The sequence below is a fragment of the Pseudomonas sp. GW821-FHT01A09 genome, assembly GCF_058986725.1.
The window spans coordinates 1-18,708 of sequence record NZ_JBYSWB010000004.1 but is presented as its reverse complement, the minus strand read 5'-3'; the positions used below and the strand labels follow the sequence as shown (position 1 = coordinate 18,708).

Genomic DNA, 18,708 nt, shown 5'->3' with positions numbered 1-18,708 from the left:
GCAAGAACGAAATTGCTGTACTTTCGCGACCGTACTCTGTATTTGTTAAAACCGATCGGAGCCACACTTGCAGGCACCAAGGCATTTTCTATTTCGACATACAGCTGACTGCACATATTAAATTACCTATCGACAAGCTTTAAAATTGAACCAGTTTTGCTCTGTGCTCCACTGTAGGATGCAATCGTTTTGAATTTTTCTCTGCTGATAATCAGTTGATTCTTTATTGACGTAGTGGCAAGTGTAGACATTTCCTCAGGCTGAGAGACAAGCCTTTCGAGGAACTGATAGATTTCTAGGTAAGCCATGGAACAAATGTGAGCGTATAATAGAGCCTGGGAATCTTTATCCTTCGATGCGACCTTTGATTCTTTATGTTCCAATTCAACTACTTTGAACGTCTCGAAGCATCTTTGACGCAATTCAACTAGATAGGCCCAATTTTGATATCCCTGCGCGGGCTCGTTGAGATTCATCGTAGCATTTCTGAGTGTATTATAAGCGATTGATGAGAACCTGCCTGCAATAGCAAGGGCACAGAACGACCTCATAGTCTTGAGCGAAAGAGTAACGCGCTCGTTGATGGTGATCTTCTTATTCAGAACGGCTTCCAGCCATTCCAGCCGGTTTCGGACATTTTCACTGCTTGAATTTCTCATCTTTAATTTCTCCGAATTTAATCGCGACTCCCAGTGATATCACTTCACTACTATAACCTTTCAGCTTTACTATATATGTCGATATTTCATATCGGCCAGTCAGGCGCATCTGACTCAGAAGTCCGATGAGTTGGTCATATTTCATCCCCGAAATGCTTGATACTCCAAAGTGCTCGCATGCATAATGATAGAGCGCAAAAAGTCCCTGATTGCTCTCCTTGTTGACCTGGTGTTTACTCAGTGCAACCAAGCGGTCTTCAACGCATTCGGATGTGAAACGAACCACGTCGTAGTCTACATCTTCTTCCGCGATGTAACTGTAAATATGCTTTCTATCTGAATGTCCAGCCGCCCGCCTCAATATCTCTGTGATTTTATCTCCTTCGTGTCTATGCATGACGAAAAGGAAGAACTTTCTCATCTCATGAACACGTATATACCACCGTCGCCCAAATTCATCTTTAGGGGTTTCGATTATGTCGCAGAATTTGTCTAAGCACATGTTTACTTTGTACGACATTGACTTGTTCGAGGGTACTCCATATCCTTTGCTTGGATAGTAGAACAAAAGCGTCGAGCCCTCTGAATTGTCGTCAAATATTTCTGCCAACTGTCCGCCCATAAGCTGGAGTAATTGGATGGCTCTGGCGGTGATGCTGGGGATCGCCTGTGAAATTTGGGGATTTATACCCAGGGCGCCTGCTTTTAATTGCTCATGCTGTAGTAACACACCTCCACTTGTATCCTCTTTGTCCAGGCAGTCTCGGCGCAAGTTATGGAGCTCGGTGTCTCGGATTGGCTTTAGTATTGATATGACAAGAGCACAAGCCCCCACAAACGCCTCGATAATACTTTTGAAGTCATTAGCGGATACGTCATTTTTTCGGCCCGAATGATAAGGTAATTTTTTCATGTCAATTGCATCTTTCAAACTGGCTGTTTGTTGCGTCTTGGGGTCTACGCAAAAAATTGATTTGTTGAGTGATAAAAAGTGTCTGGTGAGTTTGGCTCCTCGGTGTTTGGGCGAAGAGTTTTTTTTGAGCTCAGTACTTTTTTTAGCGAGCTCTACAGTCATCTGGATAATCGCAGGGCCGAAGTGCAATATCCATTTGACTGCTTGATTGAGAGCATCAAGGCCTATGCTCAATGGGATTAGATTGGTGTGTCCAGAGAGCTGGATGTTGTCGGAAAACTCAGAATACAATTCGCGTTCAGATATCTCAATCTGAGGAAATAACTCTGGTAAAACCTTGTGCCCTTGAAGCACGCATTTAAGCATGGTGGTGGTGGCATTAAAGTGTTTTGCTCCAATACTTTCGTGCTTCAGTTCGTGTGTAAGCGGCTGGTTCTGGGAAGGGTGCTGCCTATGCTTATTAGCAGGGGTGGTTTTAGACCGGGGAGTTGGTTCGAATTGATTGATAAAGGCCGCAAGGCTATCGGATACCCCAGTTTGCGGAATGTTAAAAGTAGAGTTCAAGAAAACCCGAGAGATCGTATGGCTTGTTTTACCTTTTAACGTTGTCGTAATAATAAGGCCGTTTCGCTGAAACCAATCCTTAGCGTCATCGACGAACGACTGATCCAGATTGTGAGGGTCATTGAGCAATATATTAAGAGGGAGAGTGCACTTGAGTTTCGAATGTAAGTAAGATATGAGACGTTCCTTATGCTCCAAAGCGGACGTCCATCCACCCTCGCTGAAATCTTTCATGAATTCGATACAGTCATTTTTGGTCAGGAGCATGAATCCATTATCTTTGGTCTGGAAATGACTTTCATTGAGCAAAAGCCTGTTCAGTAAGCTCACGGAAAAATTGATGTAGTGTTGCCATCTTTTTGGAGCGATTGGGCGAGTTGTAAGTTTTCCCATTCTAATATGGTAAGCCAGCTTTTGTATGCTTACTAAGCTCAAAAAGTTTTCAGGGTCGCCGAGCTTGCTTCCGTCAATGAGTGAGACGTCGAAATTGATTGTTCGCTTCTTTGAATTCCCAGGGTCTGTAGTCTCCCACACCTTGCTGCCAATCCCACCAGACGTTAACCAGCTGCACTTATATGATTCATCTGATTTGAGGGTGATAGAGCGCTGTGCTTGCGCTAAAAGCAAACTGATATGCTGTTCATCGTTGAGCGTAGCTTTGGAATATGGCATTTTAATAAGCTCTCAGATGTCAGTAAGTGATAAGCCATGCTTATTGCTTAATAAATCCTTTTGTTGGGCAGCTACGATTAGGGCCTTCTTATGCACGTGCCTGAACTCGGCAATCGAATCACCAGTGAGCTTGTCAATAATTGCAGATTCCACCATGGACAGTTCACTATTGATAAGCTCGGCTGCAGAAGTTAGCAAGCACGTAATCTGTCGAATTTTAGAATCACTCATGATTAAAACTTCATCATGCGTATCTGCTAGGTTTTCTTGAGGTGGATTTGGATAGAGATTTATATAAGTATACATTGCGGCAATAGATCGCTCATCTATCCCTATTACGAGCTCTGTTTCAGGGTGAGGGGTTTCGTGATTAGAATCTTTGGGTAGGTACTTCCCTAATCGTTTGTTGACCATTTCACTAAAGGCGTCGCCATTTTTTATGTCTCTAAGCATTTTTGAAATGAAAGATCGGAGGGCGGTTGCAGTTAGAAAGTCTGATGCTTCGAGCTGCCATGGCTCTCCCTCTGTTGCAACGATGATAAGCTTCTGCTGCATGATGCGGATAGCTCTCGTTGCCCATCTTATTATCAGCCAGTCCGGGATATATCGGGCTCTTACAACCTGTACCGAATTATTTAACGTGTCTGCAACTTTCCGAAGGCTACCATACTCTAAGAAAGTGAGTATTCCCTGCGTGGTTCGCAGTGTGCTCAAGTTAAATTCTCGGTCTTTTATTCCGGCTGAAATTAACTCCGGCTTTAAGACGGAATATAATGTGATACCTGTGTTGAAAGCCATAACCTTCGCTATGGCGCGTCCCGTGCATCCAATCTGTGATTCATTCGCGACTAAAAAAAGCTTACGCCAATTCGTTTTTTTTCTGCCCTTCAAATTAGCTCTGGGAATCTCAGTGCATTCAATCAGGTCAGTAATGATTTCAGCGCTCAGTTTTGGGAGCAGTGAAGTTTTTCGCTTACCTGCCCGTGGCTTATCTACACTGAAGATGAGACTCTTTCCTCCGCTTCTGGCCCTCAGGTAGAATTTTCCCGCCTGAGTGTAGAGGCTGGATGTGATTAGCGAGTAAGGTGGGAATGACGGATTTTCTGAGATGAGTATGCAGCAAGCGGCTGCACAATCCCTACTCGATAGAAGGCCCAGTAGGCGACATAAAGTTTCTGTGATTGTGCATTTGGGAATGTCATTGTTACCTGCAATCTCTCTTATTTTTTTTAGCCATAGTTTTCGAGTCCTGTTGTTATAAATAATTGGCCGAAAAAAAGGTATTTCCATAAGCTGCACTGAGCTGATAGCGGACAATATAGTCGTGTTTTTGATATAGTATTTTAAAACTGCAAGAAACCAGTTGATTCCCAGGGGTTGGGATGGATGAGCAAGATGCACGCCGTTTACGATATATGCTTTGTTTCTAAGCATTGTTGTTATTTCTGGTTCGGATATTTTATTAGTTAGCTCTTTTCCGATTTGGTGGCACTGTCGCATCTTTTTCCAGTAAGCTGCGCAAGCGGCTACAACCGCATCTGCACCGGTTTTTAGCTTGTTTTTCAGACCCTCAATGTAAGTGTCGTCGTCAAGCTCCAGCCCTGATTCCACTAGCTCCCATTTGGGTAATAGTTCATTCAGGGATGACGGTACGGTTAGATGGATTGTTTCATGCCCAAGCGGTTGCTCTGCGCTATCGTGACACCCCCCATGTATCGAAGCACTAGGTATAAGTGAAGTTGTCGGGATAAAACCGCGTCTCTGAACCTCGACATATATGTCCTTTATTTTATGCCATTCGGCAATGCGTACAGAGTATTGAGTGCTGGGGTCTTCAAGATGGGATGAAAAATGCTCGTAAAGGTAAGCGTCCCAGTCATGAGGTGGGTATTGATCTTCGCTACGATCAATATTCTTGAGGATTCTATTCAGTGCTTGGACATATCCAGCAGCTGACTGCTCAGATAGCCTTGAAGCGCGCCTGACTACTGCGTCCGACAGTGTTTTTAGATCGCGGTCTTGTAGCCCTTCAGGGATCTCGAAGTTCCGAGTAGTGAAACCTTTTCGCGTATGAGCGTCGGGCCAACTGAACGTTAGCTTTTTTGTCCCGGTGATTTGGTACGCGAGCATACGCTAGCCCATGAATTTGATTATCAATTCAACCTAGCTCCAATTAGCTAGGTGTCAAATAGCATTTTCATTAAATCTCCTAAGATACTGATATTTATGATTAAAACCATGACATTAGATTTGCTTGTCTAGAAAACGACCATGCTCGACATCAACGGCATCCTCGGCCTGGCCGCGCTGATGGGGGGCCTCAAGCACGGCGAGCAGCAGTACAACGATGACTCGGCGCGTAGCTACAGCGTGATGATCCTCACCGCCATGGGCGTCTCGATGGTGGTGCCCGAGTTCATTCCCGAGCCGGACTGGAAGCTCTATTCGGGTTTCACCATTGGCGCGATGCTGCTGCTTTACGGCTTGTTTCTGCGCATGCAGGTGGGCCCGCACAGCTACTTTTTCAGCTACAGCTACCCGGAGAAGAAGCGCCGCCGCCCTGCTCCCGAGGACCTGGCCGAGGAAGAGCCGCCCGCCAGCCTGGGCCTGTCCATCGGCCTGCTGGTGTTTGGCGTGGTGGTGATCGGCGCGCTGGCCGAAGTGATGTCCAAGGCCATGGATCTCGGCCTGGAAGGTAGCGGTGCGCCGCCGGTGGTGACGGCGATTCTGGTGGCGGCGATCTCGGCGGCGCCCGAAATTCTCACGGCGTTGCGCGCCGCCCTGGCCAACCGCATGCAGTCGGTGGTCAACATTGCGCTGGGGGCATCGTTGTCGACGGTGATCCTCACGGTGCCGGTCATGGAGGGGTTGGCGCTCTACAGCGGTCAGCCGTTCCAGATGGCGATGACGCCGGTGCAGACGGTGATGATCTTCATCACCCTGCTGGTGTCGGCCATCAACCTCAATGACGGCGAAACCAACGCCATCGAGGGCATGACCCACTTCGTGCTGTTCGCGACCTTCATCATGCTGTCGCTGCTCGGTCTGTAGCGAGGGGGCTTGCCCCCGAAAAATGACCGGCATCACGGTGGCGTGCGATACATTTTTTCGGGGGCAAGCCCCCTCGCTACATAGTCCGCTTAACCCACCAATTCCCGTGCCGCTTCGCGGTGATGGGCGATCAGCTGCGCGATGTCGAGCCCCGGAACCTGCCCGTCGATCACCCGCCACTGGCCGCCGATCATCACCCGATCCGCCCGATCGGCACCACACAGCAGCAGCGCGCTCAACGGATCATGGCTGCCGGAAAAACGCAGTTCGTCCAGCTTGAACAGCGCCAGGTCGGCCTGCTTGCCCGGCGCCAGTTCACCGATGTCCGTGCGCCCCAGCAACTGCGCCGAGCCGCGGGTCGCCCAGCCCAGCACCCGCTGCGGAGTAATGGCCGCGGCGCCGTAACGCAGGCGCTGCAGATACAGGGCCTGGCGCGCTTCGAGGATCATGTTCGAGGCATCGTTGGACGCCGAGCCATCCACCCCCAGCCCCAGTGGTGCCCCGGCATCGGTCAACTCCAGCGTCGGGCAGATCCCGGAGGCCAGGCGCATGTTCGAGCTCGGGCAATGACATACACCGGTACCTGCCGCGCCGAGCCGGGCGATTTCGTCCGGGTTGAAGTGAATGCCATGGGCCAGCCAGGTGCGTGGCCCCAGCCAGCCGACACTGTCGAGGTAATCGACGGTGCGCAGGCCGAAGCGCTGCAGGCAGAAGTCTTCTTCGTCCAGAGTCTCGGCCAGATGGGTATGCAGACGTACGTCCAGGCGTTCGGCCATCTCGGCGCTGGCGCGCATGATTTCGGTGGTCACCGAAAAGGGCGAGCAGGGCGCCAGGGCGATCTGGATCTGCGCACCGTCGCCGCGCTGGTGATAACGCTCGACCAGGCGCTGGCTGTCGGCCAGGATCACTTCACCCTGCTGCACCGTCTGCTGTGGCGGCAGGCCGCCGTCGGCTTCGCCCAGGCTCATGGAACCGCGGGTGAGCATGGCGCGCATGCCCAGGTCGCGCACCACCCCGACCTGTACGTCGATGGCGTCTTCCAGGCCCTGGGGAAACAGATAGTGATGATCGGCCGCCGTGGTGCAGCCTGACAGCAGCAACTCGGTGAGGGCGACCTTGCTGGCCAGCGCGAGTTTTTCCGGGGTCAGGCGCGCCCAGACCGGGTAGAGCGTCTTGAGCCAGGGGAACAGCGGCTGGTTGACCACCGGCGCCCAGGCGCGGGTGAGGGTCTGATAGAAGTGATGGTGGGTGTTGATCAGGCCCGGCAGCAGCACGTGCTCGCGGGCATCGAAGACTTCGTCGCAGGGGCGTGCAGGCTGAGCGCCTGCGGCCAGCACTTCGTCGATGACGCCGTTTGCCAGCACCAGGCCGCCACGGGCGTCGAGGCCGTTGGCAGTGAAAATCGCAAGAGGGTTTTTCAACCAGATACGGGGCGCGGACATAAGCCGACTCCTCTGAAAAGTGTGTTCAGGTAAGCCAGCTCAGTTTTGCCCTGTCTGCTGATCCAGGTGGCGCGCATTGTATCGAGCTGATCGAGGTTTGTCCGCAAGCCGTTGCGACCCTCGCGTCGTACACCTGAGGAAGCAGGGTTTGCCCCTTAGTCGTACACCTGTGGGAGATTCTATGGTCTTGCGCAAACCGTGCCGGCCCCTTCGCCAGCAAGCTGTGCTCCCACAGGTGTAAGGCTCAGACCCGGTTTGCACTGTGGGAGCAAGGCTTGCCCGCGAAGAGGCCAGTTGCGTCTCCCTAGATCAATGCCCAGGCTGCCAAGGCTGCCCCAACGACACCGGCGCATACAGCCGCGTGCGAATCGCGTCCCGGGACAGCAGCACCAGCACCACGATAGTCGCCACATACGGCAGCATCGCCAGCAGATTGGACGGGATCGCCAGCCCCAGGCCTTGAGCCACCAGATACAGAATGCTGGCAAAGCCAAACAGGTACGCGCCCAGCAGCAAGCGCCAGACCCGCCAGCTGGCGAACACCACCAGCGCCAAAGCGATCCAGCCGCGGCCGGCGCTCATGTTTTCGGCCCACATCGGCGTATAGGCCAGCGACAGATAGGCGCCCGCCAAGCCGGCCATGGCGCCCCCGAACAGCACGGCCAGGGTGCGCACCCGCAGCACCGGCAGACCCATGGCGCTGGCGGCGTCGGGGTTCTCGCCTACGGCCTGGACGATCAGGCCGACGCGGCTCTTGAGGATCACCCAGGCGATCGCCGCGAACAGCGCGAATGACAGGTACACCAGGGCGTCCTGCCCGAATAGTGCGCGCCCCACCAGCGGCAGGCCGCTGAGCAGCGGGATGGCCAGCGGCTCGAAGCCCGCCAGCGGCTTGCCCACCCAGGCCGCGCCGACGAAGGTCGACAGCCCGACACCGAATATCGTCAACGCCAGGCCAGTAGCCACCTGATTGGCATTGAAACTCAGGGCCACCAGCGCGAACAGCGACGACAGCAGCATCCCGGCCGCCATCGCCAGCAGGACGCCGAGCCACAAGCTGCCGGTGCTGAAGGCGACGATAAAACCCACCACCGCGCCGAACAGCATCATGCCTTCCTGGCCCAGGTTGAGCACGCCGCTCTTTTCACACACCAGTTCGCCCAGTGCCACCAGCAGCAGCGGCGTACCGCAGCGCACGGTGGCAAACAGAATGTTGCTGATCAGGTCCATATCCATGTCGGTTTCCTCAGCCCAGGGCCGGTGTCGAAGTGAGCGCGCCGCGCCGTACCCAGCGGCCCTTGAGGCGCGGGCGATAGAGGATCAAAACGTCGCTGGCCAGCAGGAAGAACAGCATCATGCCCTGGAACAGTTGGGTGATCGCCTGGGGCAGATTGAGATTCATCTGCGCGTTCTCGCCGCCCAGATACAGCAGCGCCATCAACAGGCTGGAAAACACGATGCCGATGGGGTTGAGGCGGCCGAGAAAGGCCACGGTAATGGCGGCATAGCCATAGCCCGGCGACACCGCCGGCACCAGTTGCCCGATCGGCCCCGCCACTTCACCCACGCCGGCCAGCCCGGCCAATGCGCCGCTGATCAACAGCGCGAACCACACCAGGGATTTTTCCCTGAAGCCGACAAAGCCGGCCGCGCGCTTGTCCAGCCCGAGCACCTTGATCTGAAAGCCCACGAAGCTCCTCTGCAACAACACCCACACCGCCACCAGTGCCAGCAGGGCGAAGTACAACCCGGCGTGCAGGCGGCCGTCGGCGAACACCAGCGGCAAGCGGCTGGCATCGCCAAACATCGCCGACTCGGGGAAGTTGAAACCGGCCGGGTCCTTGAGCGGACCATGGACGAAATACAGCAGCAGGTTGAGCGCTATGTAATTGAGCATGATGCTGGTGAGGATTTCGTTGGCATTGAACTGCGTGCGCAGCCAGGCGGTGAGTCCGGCCCAGGCCGCGCCAGCGAGAGTACCGGCGCTGAGCACCATGACCAGCGCCCAGCGGCTTTCCATGTCGATGATATTGACTGCCACCGCGCTGCCGGCCAGGGCGCCGATGAGCAGTTGCCCCTCGGCGCCGATGTTCCAGATGCGCGCCTGATACGCCACCGCCAGCCCCAGCGCGCAGAGCAGAATCGGCAGCGCCTTGACCAGCAACTCACCGACACCGTAGAGATCCTTGACCGGGTCGATCAGCAAGGTATGCAGGGTCAGCAACGGGTCCAGCCCCAGCGCCATGAACAACAGCGAGCCACAGCCCAGCGTGAGCACGGCCGCGAGCAGCGGTGAGCACCAGAGCATGGCGCGCGATTGCTGGCCGCGGGGTTCGAGTGAAAGCAACATGACAGGCTCCGATTAGCTGAGGGCGGCAGTGTGGTCGAAGCGGCCGGCCATCCAGCCGCCGATCTCTACCGCTGTGGTGTCCGGGGTCGGTTTCAGGTGGCTGAGGCGGCCACTGCTGAGGGCGCCCAGGCGGTCGCTGATTTGAAACAGTTCGTCGAGATCCTCGGAGATCACCAGGATCGCCGCGCCCGCATCGCGCAGGGCGATCAAGGCACGGTGAATGGTGGCCGCGGCGCCTACGTCGACACCCCAGGTCGGGTGTGCGGCGATCAGCAAGCGCGGTTGCTGGAGGATTTCCCGGCCGAGAATGAATTTCTGCAGATTGCCACCGGACAGGCTGCGCGCCGGGGCCTGTTCGCCGGCGGCCTTGACCCCGAAGCGGCTGATGATTTCCTTGGCCAGGGCCACCACCTTGTGGCGGCGGATCAGGCCGTTTTCCACCAGACCCTGCTGAAAAGCCGTGAGCAAGGCGTTGTCGCTCAGGCTCATGTCCGGCACCGCGCCGTGGCCCAGGCGTTCGGCCGGCACGAATGCCAGGCCCAGGCGCCGGCGCGCATCCGGGCGCAGATGGCCGACCTTCGCCCCGGCGAAGCGCAAAGTCGCGGCCTGCGCGGAAGGCAGGGTGATTTCGCCACTGAGCAACGCCAGCAGCTCGTCCTGGCCGTTGCCGGCGACCCCGGCGATGCCGACGATTTCGCCACTGCGCACTTGCAGGTCGAGGTCGCTGAGCGAGCAGCCGAAGGGATCGGGGTTGTGCCAGGACAGCTTGTCGATCTGCAAGAATTCCGCGCCACCGCTGATCTTCGGGTAGTGAGCGCTCAAGCCCTCGGCCTCGCCGACCATCAACTGCGCCAGCTCAAGGTCCGAGCATTGCGCGGGCAGACAGTGCCCAGAGACCTGGCCGCCACGCAGCACGGTGGCGCTGTGGCAGAGCGCGCGCACTTCGGCCAGCTTGTGGCTGATAAAGAGGATGCTGCAGCCTTCACTGGCGAGGCGCCGCAGGGTCACGAACAGGTCGTCGGCTTCTTGCGGGGTGAGCACCGAGGTGGGCTCGTCGAGAATCAGCAGGCGGATGTTCTGCATCAGACAACGGACGATCTCCACCCGCTGGCGCTCACCGATCGACAGGCTGTGCACCAGACGCTGCGGCTCCAGCGGCATGCCATAGCGCTGCGACACCTCGCGGATGCTGGCCTCCAGTTGCGCCGGGGTTTGCCCGTTGTCCATCGCCAGGGCAATGTTCTGCGCCACGGTGAGGGTCTCGAATACCGAAAAGTGCTGAAACACCATGCCCACGCCCAGGCCACGCGCCTGGGCCGGATTGCGCATCTTGACCGCTTCGCCCTGCCAGTAGATCTGCCCGGCGTCCGGTTGGGTAACGCCGTAGATGATCTTCATCAAGGTGCTTTTGCCGGCGCCGTTCTCGCCCAGCAGCGCGTGGATCTCGCCGGGGGCGATGCTCAGATCGATACGATCGTTGGCCAGGCAGCCGGGGTAGCGCTTGCTGATGGCGGACAACTGCAATCGTGGGACAGTGGCTGAGTTGGACATGACCTGCTCGACTCGAATGACGACCGCTCGGATAAAGCAAAAAGCTGGCCACCTAGTCAGCTTTGCTCGTTTGCCACTCTGTAGCGAGGGGGCTTGCCCCCGATAGCCTTAATCAGGGCCTGCAAGGGTGACTGAACTGACACTTTCGGGGGCAAGCCCCCTCCCTACAGGGCACCGATTGGGTGCGCAATTCTCCGTAGCGCCCTGATTCGAGCTGATCAAAAAACAACCAATCGACTTGAAACGACTTCCAGCCTGCACCCGATGCAGCTTTGCACGGTTTATCCACAGGTTGGTCCACAGGAACTGTGCGCAACGTGAAACGCGGTGCATAACGCTCGCCATTCTCGCTATATCACCGACAATTTATCGCTAAGCATATGATTGAAAGGGAATTGATCCGGCCAGAGCGCCATTCGATCAAAAAATGATCATGAGGCTGGAAGCCACGTCCCATCTGGCTTCGGCGCGTTTGCCAAGAGCTTATCCACAAGCGGGTACACAGTAGATGTGGGCAATTGCCCATCGCGGTCAACCTGGGTTGAGTACCAGGCGGCCACGGCTGATATCGGCGAGTTGCCGGGTCAGTGTCTCAACGGACGAAGGCACCAGCGCCAATTGCAGTTCGACGCCGTTGGCCGTGTAGTTTTCGTTATCGATCAGCCCGTGCGCCTCGGCGACGCGCAGCTTGACCAGTGCCAGCTCGCTGAAGGTGCACTCGCAGGCATAGGGCGTGCGGCTGACCAGCGGTTTTTTCTCGGCTTGTTGCAGGCACTTGTTGGCACTACCGCCGTAGGCGCGAGCCAGACCACCAGTGCCCAGTTGAATGCCGCCGTACCAGCGAATCACCAGCACCACCACGCGATCGCAATCCTGCGCCTCGATAGCGGCCAGGATCGGGCGCCCGGCCGTGCCGCCGGGTTCGCCATCGTCGCTGGAGCGGTACTGATCGCCCAGTTTCCATGCCCAGCAGTTGTGCGAGGCCGCCAGATCACTGAACTGGTCGATAAAGGCCTGGGCCGCAACGGCGCTGTCGATAGGGGCGGCGAGGGCAATAAAGCGGCTCTTGCGAATATCTTCACGATATTCACAAGGGCCGAGCAGGGTTGAAGGCATTGCAGGAATCCGGCAGGTCAGTCGATCGGGGGCGTGAGGCCACAGCCCTTGAGAATGATGCGGATCAGATTATCGCTCGCTTCGGTGAAGTCCTGCTTGGTCAGGCGCGTCTTGCCGCTGACGCGACAGATCTGCGTGGCGAAATCAGCGTAATGCTGAGTGCTGCCCCACAGCAGGAAGATCAGGTGCACCGGGTCGACCGGGTCCATCTTGCCGGCGGCGACCCAGTGCCGGAATACATCGGCACGGCCCTGGAACCAGGCGCGGTAATCGTGGCTGAAATATTCGCTCAGGCACTCGCCGCCGCTGATGATCTCCATGGCGAAGATGCGCGACGCCTGCGGGTGGCGGCGGGAGAACTCCATCTTGGCGCGAATGTAGCGGGTCAGTGCCAGGGCCGGATCGTCTTCGACGGTCAGGTTGTTGAAAGTGCTGTCCCAGAGTTCGATGATGTTGCTCAGCACGGCGATATAAAGACCGAGCTTGTTGTTGAAGTAGTAATGCAAGTTGGCCTTGGGCAACCCGGCATTCAACGCGATGGTGTTCATGCTGGTGCCTTTGAAGCCATGGCGAGCGAACTCGTCTTCGGCGGCGATGAGGATCGCTTCTTCGTTTTTCTGCCGGATGCGGCTGGCGGGCTTGCCGTTGCTGTGGGCGCTGTGCGCAGGAACTTCAAGGGTCATGGACGGTTCCGAACAAATCGTGTGGGTGCGACTGATGCGTTGATAGCGCACCCACACATATCAAGACAAGCGCCGTGTAATAAAACTCTCAAACCTCTGTTTTAATTCCGTGTTCTGCGAGTTCCGGCGCTGCGGCGGCGTCGCTGGCCTGGGCCTTGGGCTCGGGCAAAATCACGCACAGCACCAGAGCGGTGATGCCACCGCTGGTGATGGCCGAGTCAAACAGGTTCTGCACCAGCTTGGGCATCAGGTGCAGCAGCTCCGGTACGGCGGCAATGCCCAGGCCGACACCGAACGAGGTGGCGATGATCAGCATGTTGCGGCGATCCAGCGCCGACTGCGCAAGGATGCGCACACCCGCCGCAGCCACGCTGCCGAACATCACCAGAGTGGCGCCGCCGAGCACCGGCTTGGGAATCTGCTGCAACACCGCACCGATGCTCGGCACCAGACCGAGCAGAAACAGCACCGCACCGATGTACAGGCCGACATAGCGGCTGGCCACGCCAGTCAGCTGGATCACGCCGTTGTTCTGGGCGAAGGTGGTGTTGGGGAACGCGCTGAAGGTGGCGGCGATCATGCAGCTGGCGCCGTCACCCAGGACCCCGCCCTTAAGGCGCTGGATGTAGCTCGCGCCGGTGATGGGCTGGCGCGATAGCATGCAGTTGGCGGTCAGGTCGCCGACGGTTTCGATACTGCTGATCAGGTAGATCAGGGCAATCGGGAAGAACGCCGTCCAGTCGAAGGCGAAGCCGAACTTGAACGGCACCGGCACGCTGATCAGCGGCAGGTCGGGCAGGGCATGGGGCACCAGTTTGCCGGAAAACCACGCGGCGATGCTGCCCACCACCAGGCCGATGATGATCGACGACAGGCGTATCCATGGCGTGTTGGAGCGGTTGAGCAAAATGATCACCACCAGCACCAGGCCACCGAGGGCAAGGTTGCCTGGGGCGCCGAAGTCGGGCGCGTTGAAGCCGCCTCCCAGATCGGTGATGCCGACCTTGATCAGGCTGATGCCGATCAGGGTGATGACGATACCGGTCACCAGCGGGGTGATCACCCGCCGCAGTTGGCCGATGAAGCGGCTGAGGACGATCTGCACCACAGCACCGAAAAAGCACACACCGAAGATCATCGCCATGATGTCTTCCGGGCTGCCGCCGCGTTGCTTGACCATGAAACCGGCCGATAGCACGGCACCCAGGAAGGCGAAGCTGGTGCCTTGCAGGCAGATCATCCCGGCGCCGATGCCGAACGGCCGGCGCGCCTGGATAAAGGTACCGACCCCGGACACCATCAATGCCATGCTGATGAGATAGGGCATGTGTGCGCCCAGGCCCAGGGTCGAGCCGATGATCAGCGGCGGAGTGATGATGCCCACGAAGCTGGCCAGCACATGCTGCAGGGCGGCGAGAAACGCGGGCACGGGTTTCGGGCGATCGTTGAGGCCGTAGATCAGGTCTTGGGTAATGGGCGCTTCTGGTGGCATGGTGAATTCTCGGCACGAGTGTGTGGCGTAGTGTGTCGATGCCTTTGCAAAAAGCTGTCCAAGTGTTCAGGAATGGTCTGACCTTTTGTTTATTAGTTGATATTTATCAATGAGATAAATATTTACCTGGCGATTTTATATGCACCTATCGTGTGGCCGTCAGACTCTCCAGAAAGCTTTCAAGCACCAAATGAGGGCGACGTCCCTTGCGCGTGACCCATGACAGGCTCAAATCATAAAAGCGCTCGCTGGGTTTCAACGCCCGCAAGCGCCCTTGCTGCACCCAGAAGCTGGCGTAGTGATCCGGGAGATAACCAATATAGCGCCCTGTCAGAATCAGAAACGCCATGCCCTCGCGATCCGAGGCGCTGGCGGTGCAGTGCAAAGCCTGATAATGGGCCTGAACATCAGCGGGCAGGCGGAAGGTCGGAGCGATCGCGTCCTGCTGGTTGAGGCGCTCGTCATCCAGCGCCTCGTCGGCCGCATAGAACAGTGGATGGCCCACGGCGCAGTACAGCAGCGAACGCTCGCTGTACAAAGGCTGGTATTCCAGCCCTGAAAGCGGGCTGGCCTGAGGCACCACGCCGACATGCAGGCTGCCGTCGAGCACGCCTTGTTCGACCTCGCTGGGAGCGATCATGCGGATCTGGATGCGCACGTCCGGCCCGCGGTCCTTGAGTTGCGCCAAGGCGTGGGTGATGCGCATGTGCGGCAGGGTCACCAGGTTGTCGGTGAGGCCGATGTTGAGTTCGCCGCGCAGGTGTTGATGCAGGCCGTTGACTTCGGTGCGAAAGCTTTCCAGGGCGCCGAGCAACTGCAACGCCGACTGATACACCTCGCGGCCTTCCTCGGTCAGCGAGAACCCCGCGCGCCCGCGCTGACAGAGGCGCAGGCCCAGGCGCTGTTCGAGGTCGCTCATCTGCTGACTGATCGCCGAGCGGCCGATGCCCAGCACGTTCTCGGCGGCGGAAAAACCACCGCACTCGACCACGCTGCGGTAGATCTTCAACAAGCGGATATCGAAATCGCTGACTTGCGCGAGCGGGGCGGGACGTCGGCTGATGGCCATAGTTTAGTGAGCGCCTGACTGAAGATCTGAAAAGCAGGATTTTCCAGACTTTATCCCCGTGACAAGTTACGGGCAAGACTGACGCGGCATCTACGCTTGTTACCTACGACTTTCATTGAAGAGGGGATGATCATGAACTTGCCCGAGAATGCGCCCGCTGGCATCACCAGCCAGCTGAAGCTGGATGCGCACTGGATGCCGTACACGGCCAACCGCAGTTTTCAGCGTGATCCGCGCATCATCGTGGCCGCCGAAGGCAGCTGGTTGACGGACGACAAGGGCCGCAGGATCTACGACAGTCTGTCGGGTCTGTGGACCTGTGGCGCCGGGCACACTCGCAAGGAGATCCAGGAAGCGGTCGCCAAACAGCTGGGCGTGCTCGATTACTCGCCGGCGTTCCAGTACGGCCATCCGCTGTCCTTCCAGCTGGCGGAGAAAATCACCGAGCTGACACCGGGCACGCTCAACCACGTGTTCTATACCAACTCCGGTTCCGAGTGCGCCGATACTGCGGTGAAAATGGTCCGTGCCTACTGGCGCCTCAAGGGCCAGGCCACCAAGACCAAACTGATCGGCCGCGCCCGTGGCTACCACGGGGTGAATATCGCCGGTACCAGCCTGGGCGGCGTCAACGGTAACCGCAAGATGTTCGGGCCGTTGCTGGATGTCGATCACCTGCCGCATACCGTGCTGCCGGAGAACGCGTTCTCCAAGGGCGAGCCTGAGCAGGGCGGCGTGGCACTGGCCAACGAGATGCTCAAGCTGATCGAGCTGCACGACGCTTCCAACATCGCCGCGGTGATCGTCGAGCCGATGGCCGGGTCGGCGGGTGTGTTGCCGCCGCCCAAGGGCTATCTGAAGCGCCTGCGGGAAATCTGCGACCAGCACAACATCCTGTTGATCTTCGACGAGGTGATTACCGGCTTCGGTCGTACCGGTGCGATGTTCGGGGCCGAGAGCTTTGGCGTCACTCCGGATCTGATGTGCATCGCCAAGCAGGTCACCAACGGTGCCATTCCCATGGGCGCGGTGGTGGCCAGCAGCGAGATCTATCAGACCTTCATGAACCAGGCCACACCTGACTATGCCGTCGAGTTCGCCCACGGCTACACCTACTCGGCGCATCCGGTAGCTTGCGCGGCGGGCCTGGCAGCCCTCGACCTGCTGCAAAAGGAGAATCTGGTGCAGAGCTCGGCCGAGCTGGCCCCGCATTTCGAGAAGGTGCTGCACGGCATCAAGGGCGCGAACAATATCGTCGATATCCGCAACTACGGGCTGGCCGGCGCAATCCAGCTGGCGCCAAGGGACGGCGATGCCATCGTGCGCCCCTATGAGGCCTCGATGAAGCTCTGGCAGGCCGGCTTCTATGTGCGTTACGGCGGCGACACGCTGCAGTTCGGCCCGACCTTCAACGCCAAACCACACGACCTCGATCGCCTGTTCGATGCCGTGGGCGTCGCACTCAACCAGATCGACTGATTATCCAGGGAGCTTTACATGAGCACTATCCAACACCTGATCAATGGCGATCTGGTTTCCGGCGGCGAACGTTTTGCCGATGTCTTCAACCCGTCCACCGGCGCCGCCATCCACAAGGTGCCGCTGGCCTCGCGCGAAACCGTGCAGCAGGCGATCGATGCGGCCAAGGCGGCGTTCCCGGCCTGGCGCAATACGCCGGCGGGCAAGCGCGCCCAGGTGATGTTTCGTTTCAAGCAATTGCTGCAGGACAACGAAGCGAAAATCGCCCAGTTGATCAGCGAAGAGCACGGCAAGACCCTGGAAGACGCGGCCGGTGAATTGAAGCGCGGTATCGAAAACGTCGAGTACGCCGCCGCGGCGCCTGAGATTCTCAAAGGCGAGTACAGCCGTAACGTCGGGCCGAATATCGATGCCTGGTCCGATTTCCAGCCGTTGGGTGTGGTGGCCGGTATCACTCCGTTCAACTTCCCGGCGATGGTGCCGCTGTGGATGTACCCGCTGGCGATCGCCTGTGGCAACTGCTTCATCCTCAAGCCATCGGAGCGCGACCCGAGCTCTACGCTGCTGATTGCGCAGTTGCTGCTCGAGGCCGGGCTGCCGGCAGGTGTGCTCAACGTCGTGCATGGCGACAAGACTGCTGTGGATGCGCTGATCGAGGCTCCAGAAGTCAAGGCGCTGAGTTTCGTGGGTTCGACGCCTATCGCCGAGTACATCTATAAAGAAGCGACGGCACGTGGCAAGCGCGTGCAGGCCTTGGGTGGTGCCAAGAACCATGCGGTGCTGATGCCCGATGCGGATCTGGATAACGCGGTCAATGCGTTGATGGGCGCGGCCTACGGTTCCTGTGGCGAGCGCTGCATGGCGATTTCGGTGGCAGTGTGCGTGGGTGATCAGGTGGCGGATGCGCTGGTGGCCAAGCTGGTGCCGCAGATCAAGGCGCTGAAGATCGGTGCCGGTACCTCTTGTGGCCTGGACATGGGGCCGCTGGTGACCGGACAGCATCGCGACAAGGTGACCGGCTATGTCGATGACGGCGTGCAGGCTGGCGCGCAGCTGGTAGTGGACGGTCGCGGTTTCTCGGTACCGGGTAATGAACAGGGCTTCTTCCTGGGTGGCTGCCTGTTCGACCACGTCACTCCTGAAATGCGCATCTATAAAGAGGAGATCTTCGGGCCAGTGCTGTGCATCGTGCGCGTCAACAGCCTGGAGGCGGCCATGCAGTTGATCAATGATCACGAATACGGCAACGGCACCTGCATCTTCACCCGTGATGGCGAAGCCGCGCGGCTGTTCTGTGACGAGATCGAAGTCGGCATGGTGGGGGTCAACGTGCCGCTGCCGGTGCCGGTGGCTTACCACAGCTTCGGTGGCTGGAAGCGTTCGCTGTTTGGCGACCTGCATGCCTACGGCCCGGATGGGGTGCGCTTCTATACGCGGCGCAAGGCGATCACTCAGCGTTGGCCGCAGCGTGCCAGCCATGAGGCGTCACAGTTTGCGTTTCCCAGCTTGTAGATATGTCGGGTGAAAGGGCGGGCCGCAAGGCCCGCCCTTTTTGCTTTTTGAATGATATGACAGTTTTTTGAAATTAACGGTTGACGCGGGTTTGAATCTCTCTATAATTCGCCCCACTTCCGGCGCAGTCGGAACTTGAAACTCCTTGTTAATCA

General features: G+C 57.6%; 13 protein-coding genes and 1 pseudogene. 3 read left to right on the top strand and 11 right to left on the bottom strand.

Features of this window, described 5'->3' with window-relative positions; translation table 11 throughout:
• Window positions 1–122 precede the first annotated feature (122 nt).
• The 3 genes from AC3WJP_RS06215 to AC3WJP_RS06205 are packed head-to-tail and all read right to left on the bottom strand — an operon-like array spanning window position 123 to window position 4,938.
• Complete coding sequence (locus tag AC3WJP_RS06215) at window positions 123–659, bottom strand: hypothetical protein (RefSeq protein ID WP_003366544.1); 537 nt, start codon at window positions 657–659, stop codon at window positions 123–125.
• Window positions 640–2,808 (bottom strand): hypothetical protein, encoded by a 2,169-nt coding sequence (locus tag AC3WJP_RS06210; protein WP_080480019.1) that lies wholly within the window; start codon window positions 2,806–2,808, stop codon window positions 640–642. Before AC3WJP_RS06210 ends, AC3WJP_RS06215 begins: the two co-directional genes overlap by 20 nt.
• Window positions 2,809–2,820: 12 nt before the next feature.
• On the bottom strand, window positions 2,821–4,938 hold the full coding sequence (locus AC3WJP_RS06205) for a hypothetical protein (protein WP_080480020.1): 2,118 nt from the start codon (window positions 4,936–4,938) through the stop codon (window positions 2,821–2,823).
• Window positions 4,939–5,079: 141 nt separating this feature from the next.
• Here AC3WJP_RS06205 and AC3WJP_RS06200 point away from each other — a divergent pair.
• Window positions 5,080–5,859: pseudogene (locus AC3WJP_RS06200) on the top strand (calcium:cation antiporter); the annotation flags it as partial.
• Between the two features lie 89 nt (window positions 5,860–5,948).
• Here AC3WJP_RS06200 and AC3WJP_RS06195 read toward each other — a convergent pair.
• The 8 genes from AC3WJP_RS06195 to AC3WJP_RS06160 form a co-directional block, all read right to left on the bottom strand.
• On the bottom strand, window positions 5,949–7,301 hold the full coding sequence (locus AC3WJP_RS06195; RefSeq protein WP_493720611.1) for an 8-oxoguanine deaminase: 1,353 nt from the start codon (window positions 7,299–7,301) through the stop codon (window positions 5,949–5,951).
• Between the two features lie 309 nt (window positions 7,302–7,610).
• Complete coding sequence (locus AC3WJP_RS06190; RefSeq protein WP_493720612.1) at window positions 7,611–8,537, bottom strand: ABC transporter permease; 927 nt, start codon at window positions 8,535–8,537, stop codon at window positions 7,611–7,613.
• A 10-nt stretch (window positions 8,538–8,547) separates the two neighbouring features.
• Complete coding sequence (locus AC3WJP_RS06185) at window positions 8,548–9,651, bottom strand: ABC transporter permease (protein WP_493720613.1); 1,104 nt, start codon at window positions 9,649–9,651, stop codon at window positions 8,548–8,550.
• A 12-nt stretch (window positions 9,652–9,663) separates the two neighbouring features.
• Complete coding sequence (locus AC3WJP_RS06180; protein ID WP_493720614.1) at window positions 9,664–11,202, bottom strand: ABC transporter ATP-binding protein; 1,539 nt, start codon at window positions 11,200–11,202, stop codon at window positions 9,664–9,666.
• Window positions 11,203–11,733: 531 nt separating this feature from the next.
• Window positions 11,734–12,318: an IMPACT family protein gene (locus tag AC3WJP_RS06175; RefSeq protein WP_493720615.1), complete on the bottom strand. Its 585-nt coding sequence runs from the start codon at window positions 12,316–12,318 to the stop codon at window positions 11,734–11,736.
• Window positions 12,319–12,335: 17 nt separating this feature from the next.
• On the bottom strand, window positions 12,336–13,001 hold the full coding sequence (locus AC3WJP_RS06170; RefSeq protein WP_493720616.1) for a TetR/AcrR family transcriptional regulator: 666 nt from the start codon (window positions 12,999–13,001) through the stop codon (window positions 12,336–12,338).
• Window positions 13,002–13,089: 88 nt separating this feature from the next.
• Window positions 13,090–14,493, bottom strand: a complete 1,404-nt coding sequence (locus tag AC3WJP_RS06165; protein ID WP_493720617.1) for a uracil-xanthine permease family protein — start codon at window positions 14,491–14,493, stop codon at window positions 13,090–13,092.
• A gap of 145 nt (window positions 14,494–14,638) precedes the next feature.
• Window positions 14,639–15,562, bottom strand: coding sequence for a LysR family transcriptional regulator (locus AC3WJP_RS06160; RefSeq protein WP_493720618.1), 924 nt, complete (start codon window positions 15,560–15,562; stop codon window positions 14,639–14,641).
• Window positions 15,563–15,694: 132 nt separating this feature from the next.
• Between AC3WJP_RS06160 and aptA the strand changes: the two genes are divergently transcribed.
• Entirely contained in the window at window positions 15,695–17,041 is a 1,347-nt protein-coding gene (gene aptA, locus AC3WJP_RS06155; RefSeq protein ID WP_493720619.1) for an omega-aminotransferase AptA, read from the top strand.
• A gap of 18 nt (window positions 17,042–17,059) precedes the next feature.
• Window positions 17,060–18,553 (top strand): CoA-acylating methylmalonate-semialdehyde dehydrogenase, encoded by a 1,494-nt coding sequence (locus AC3WJP_RS06150; RefSeq protein ID WP_493720620.1) that lies wholly within the window; start codon window positions 17,060–17,062, stop codon window positions 18,551–18,553.
• The last annotated feature ends 155 nt before the right edge of the window (window positions 18,554–18,708 follow it).

What these genes read in the sequence shown, in the direction of transcription:
- AC3WJP_RS06195 (WP_493720611.1), bottom strand. Translation starts at nt 7,301, where the DNA reads ATGTCCGCGCCCCGTATCTGGTTGAAAAACCCTCTTGCGATTTTCACT.
- AC3WJP_RS06190 (WP_493720612.1), bottom strand. Translation starts at nt 8,537, where the DNA reads ATGGATATGGACCTGATCAGCAACATTCTGTTTGCCACCGTGCGCTGC.
- AC3WJP_RS06185 (WP_493720613.1), bottom strand. Translation starts at nt 9,651, where the DNA reads ATGTTGCTTTCACTCGAACCCCGCGGCCAGCAATCGCGCGCCATGCTC.
- aptA (WP_493720619.1), top strand. Translation starts at nt 15,695, where the DNA reads ATGAACTTGCCCGAGAATGCGCCCGCTGGCATCACCAGCCAGCTGAAG.
- AC3WJP_RS06180 (WP_493720614.1), bottom strand. Translation starts at nt 11,202, where the DNA reads ATGTCCAACTCAGCCACTGTCCCACGATTGCAGTTGTCCGCCATCAGC.
- AC3WJP_RS06170 (WP_493720616.1), bottom strand. Translation starts at nt 13,001, where the DNA reads ATGACCCTTGAAGTTCCTGCGCACAGCGCCCACAGCAACGGCAAGCCC.
- AC3WJP_RS06150 (WP_493720620.1), top strand. Translation starts at nt 17,060, where the DNA reads ATGAGCACTATCCAACACCTGATCAATGGCGATCTGGTTTCCGGCGGC.
- AC3WJP_RS06165 (WP_493720617.1), bottom strand. Translation starts at nt 14,493, where the DNA reads ATGCCACCAGAAGCGCCCATTACCCAAGACCTGATCTACGGCCTCAAC.
- AC3WJP_RS06215 (WP_003366544.1), bottom strand. Translation starts at nt 659, where the DNA reads ATGAGAAATTCAAGCAGTGAAAATGTCCGAAACCGGCTGGAATGGCTG.
- AC3WJP_RS06205 (WP_080480020.1), bottom strand. Translation starts at nt 4,938, where the DNA reads ATGCTCGCGTACCAAATCACCGGGACAAAAAAGCTAACGTTCAGTTGG.
- AC3WJP_RS06210 (WP_080480019.1), bottom strand. Translation starts at nt 2,808, where the DNA reads ATGCCATATTCCAAAGCTACGCTCAACGATGAACAGCATATCAGTTTG.
- AC3WJP_RS06160 (WP_493720618.1), bottom strand. Translation starts at nt 15,562, where the DNA reads ATGGCCATCAGCCGACGTCCCGCCCCGCTCGCGCAAGTCAGCGATTTC.
- AC3WJP_RS06175 (WP_493720615.1), bottom strand. Translation starts at nt 12,318, where the DNA reads ATGCCTTCAACCCTGCTCGGCCCTTGTGAATATCGTGAAGATATTCGC.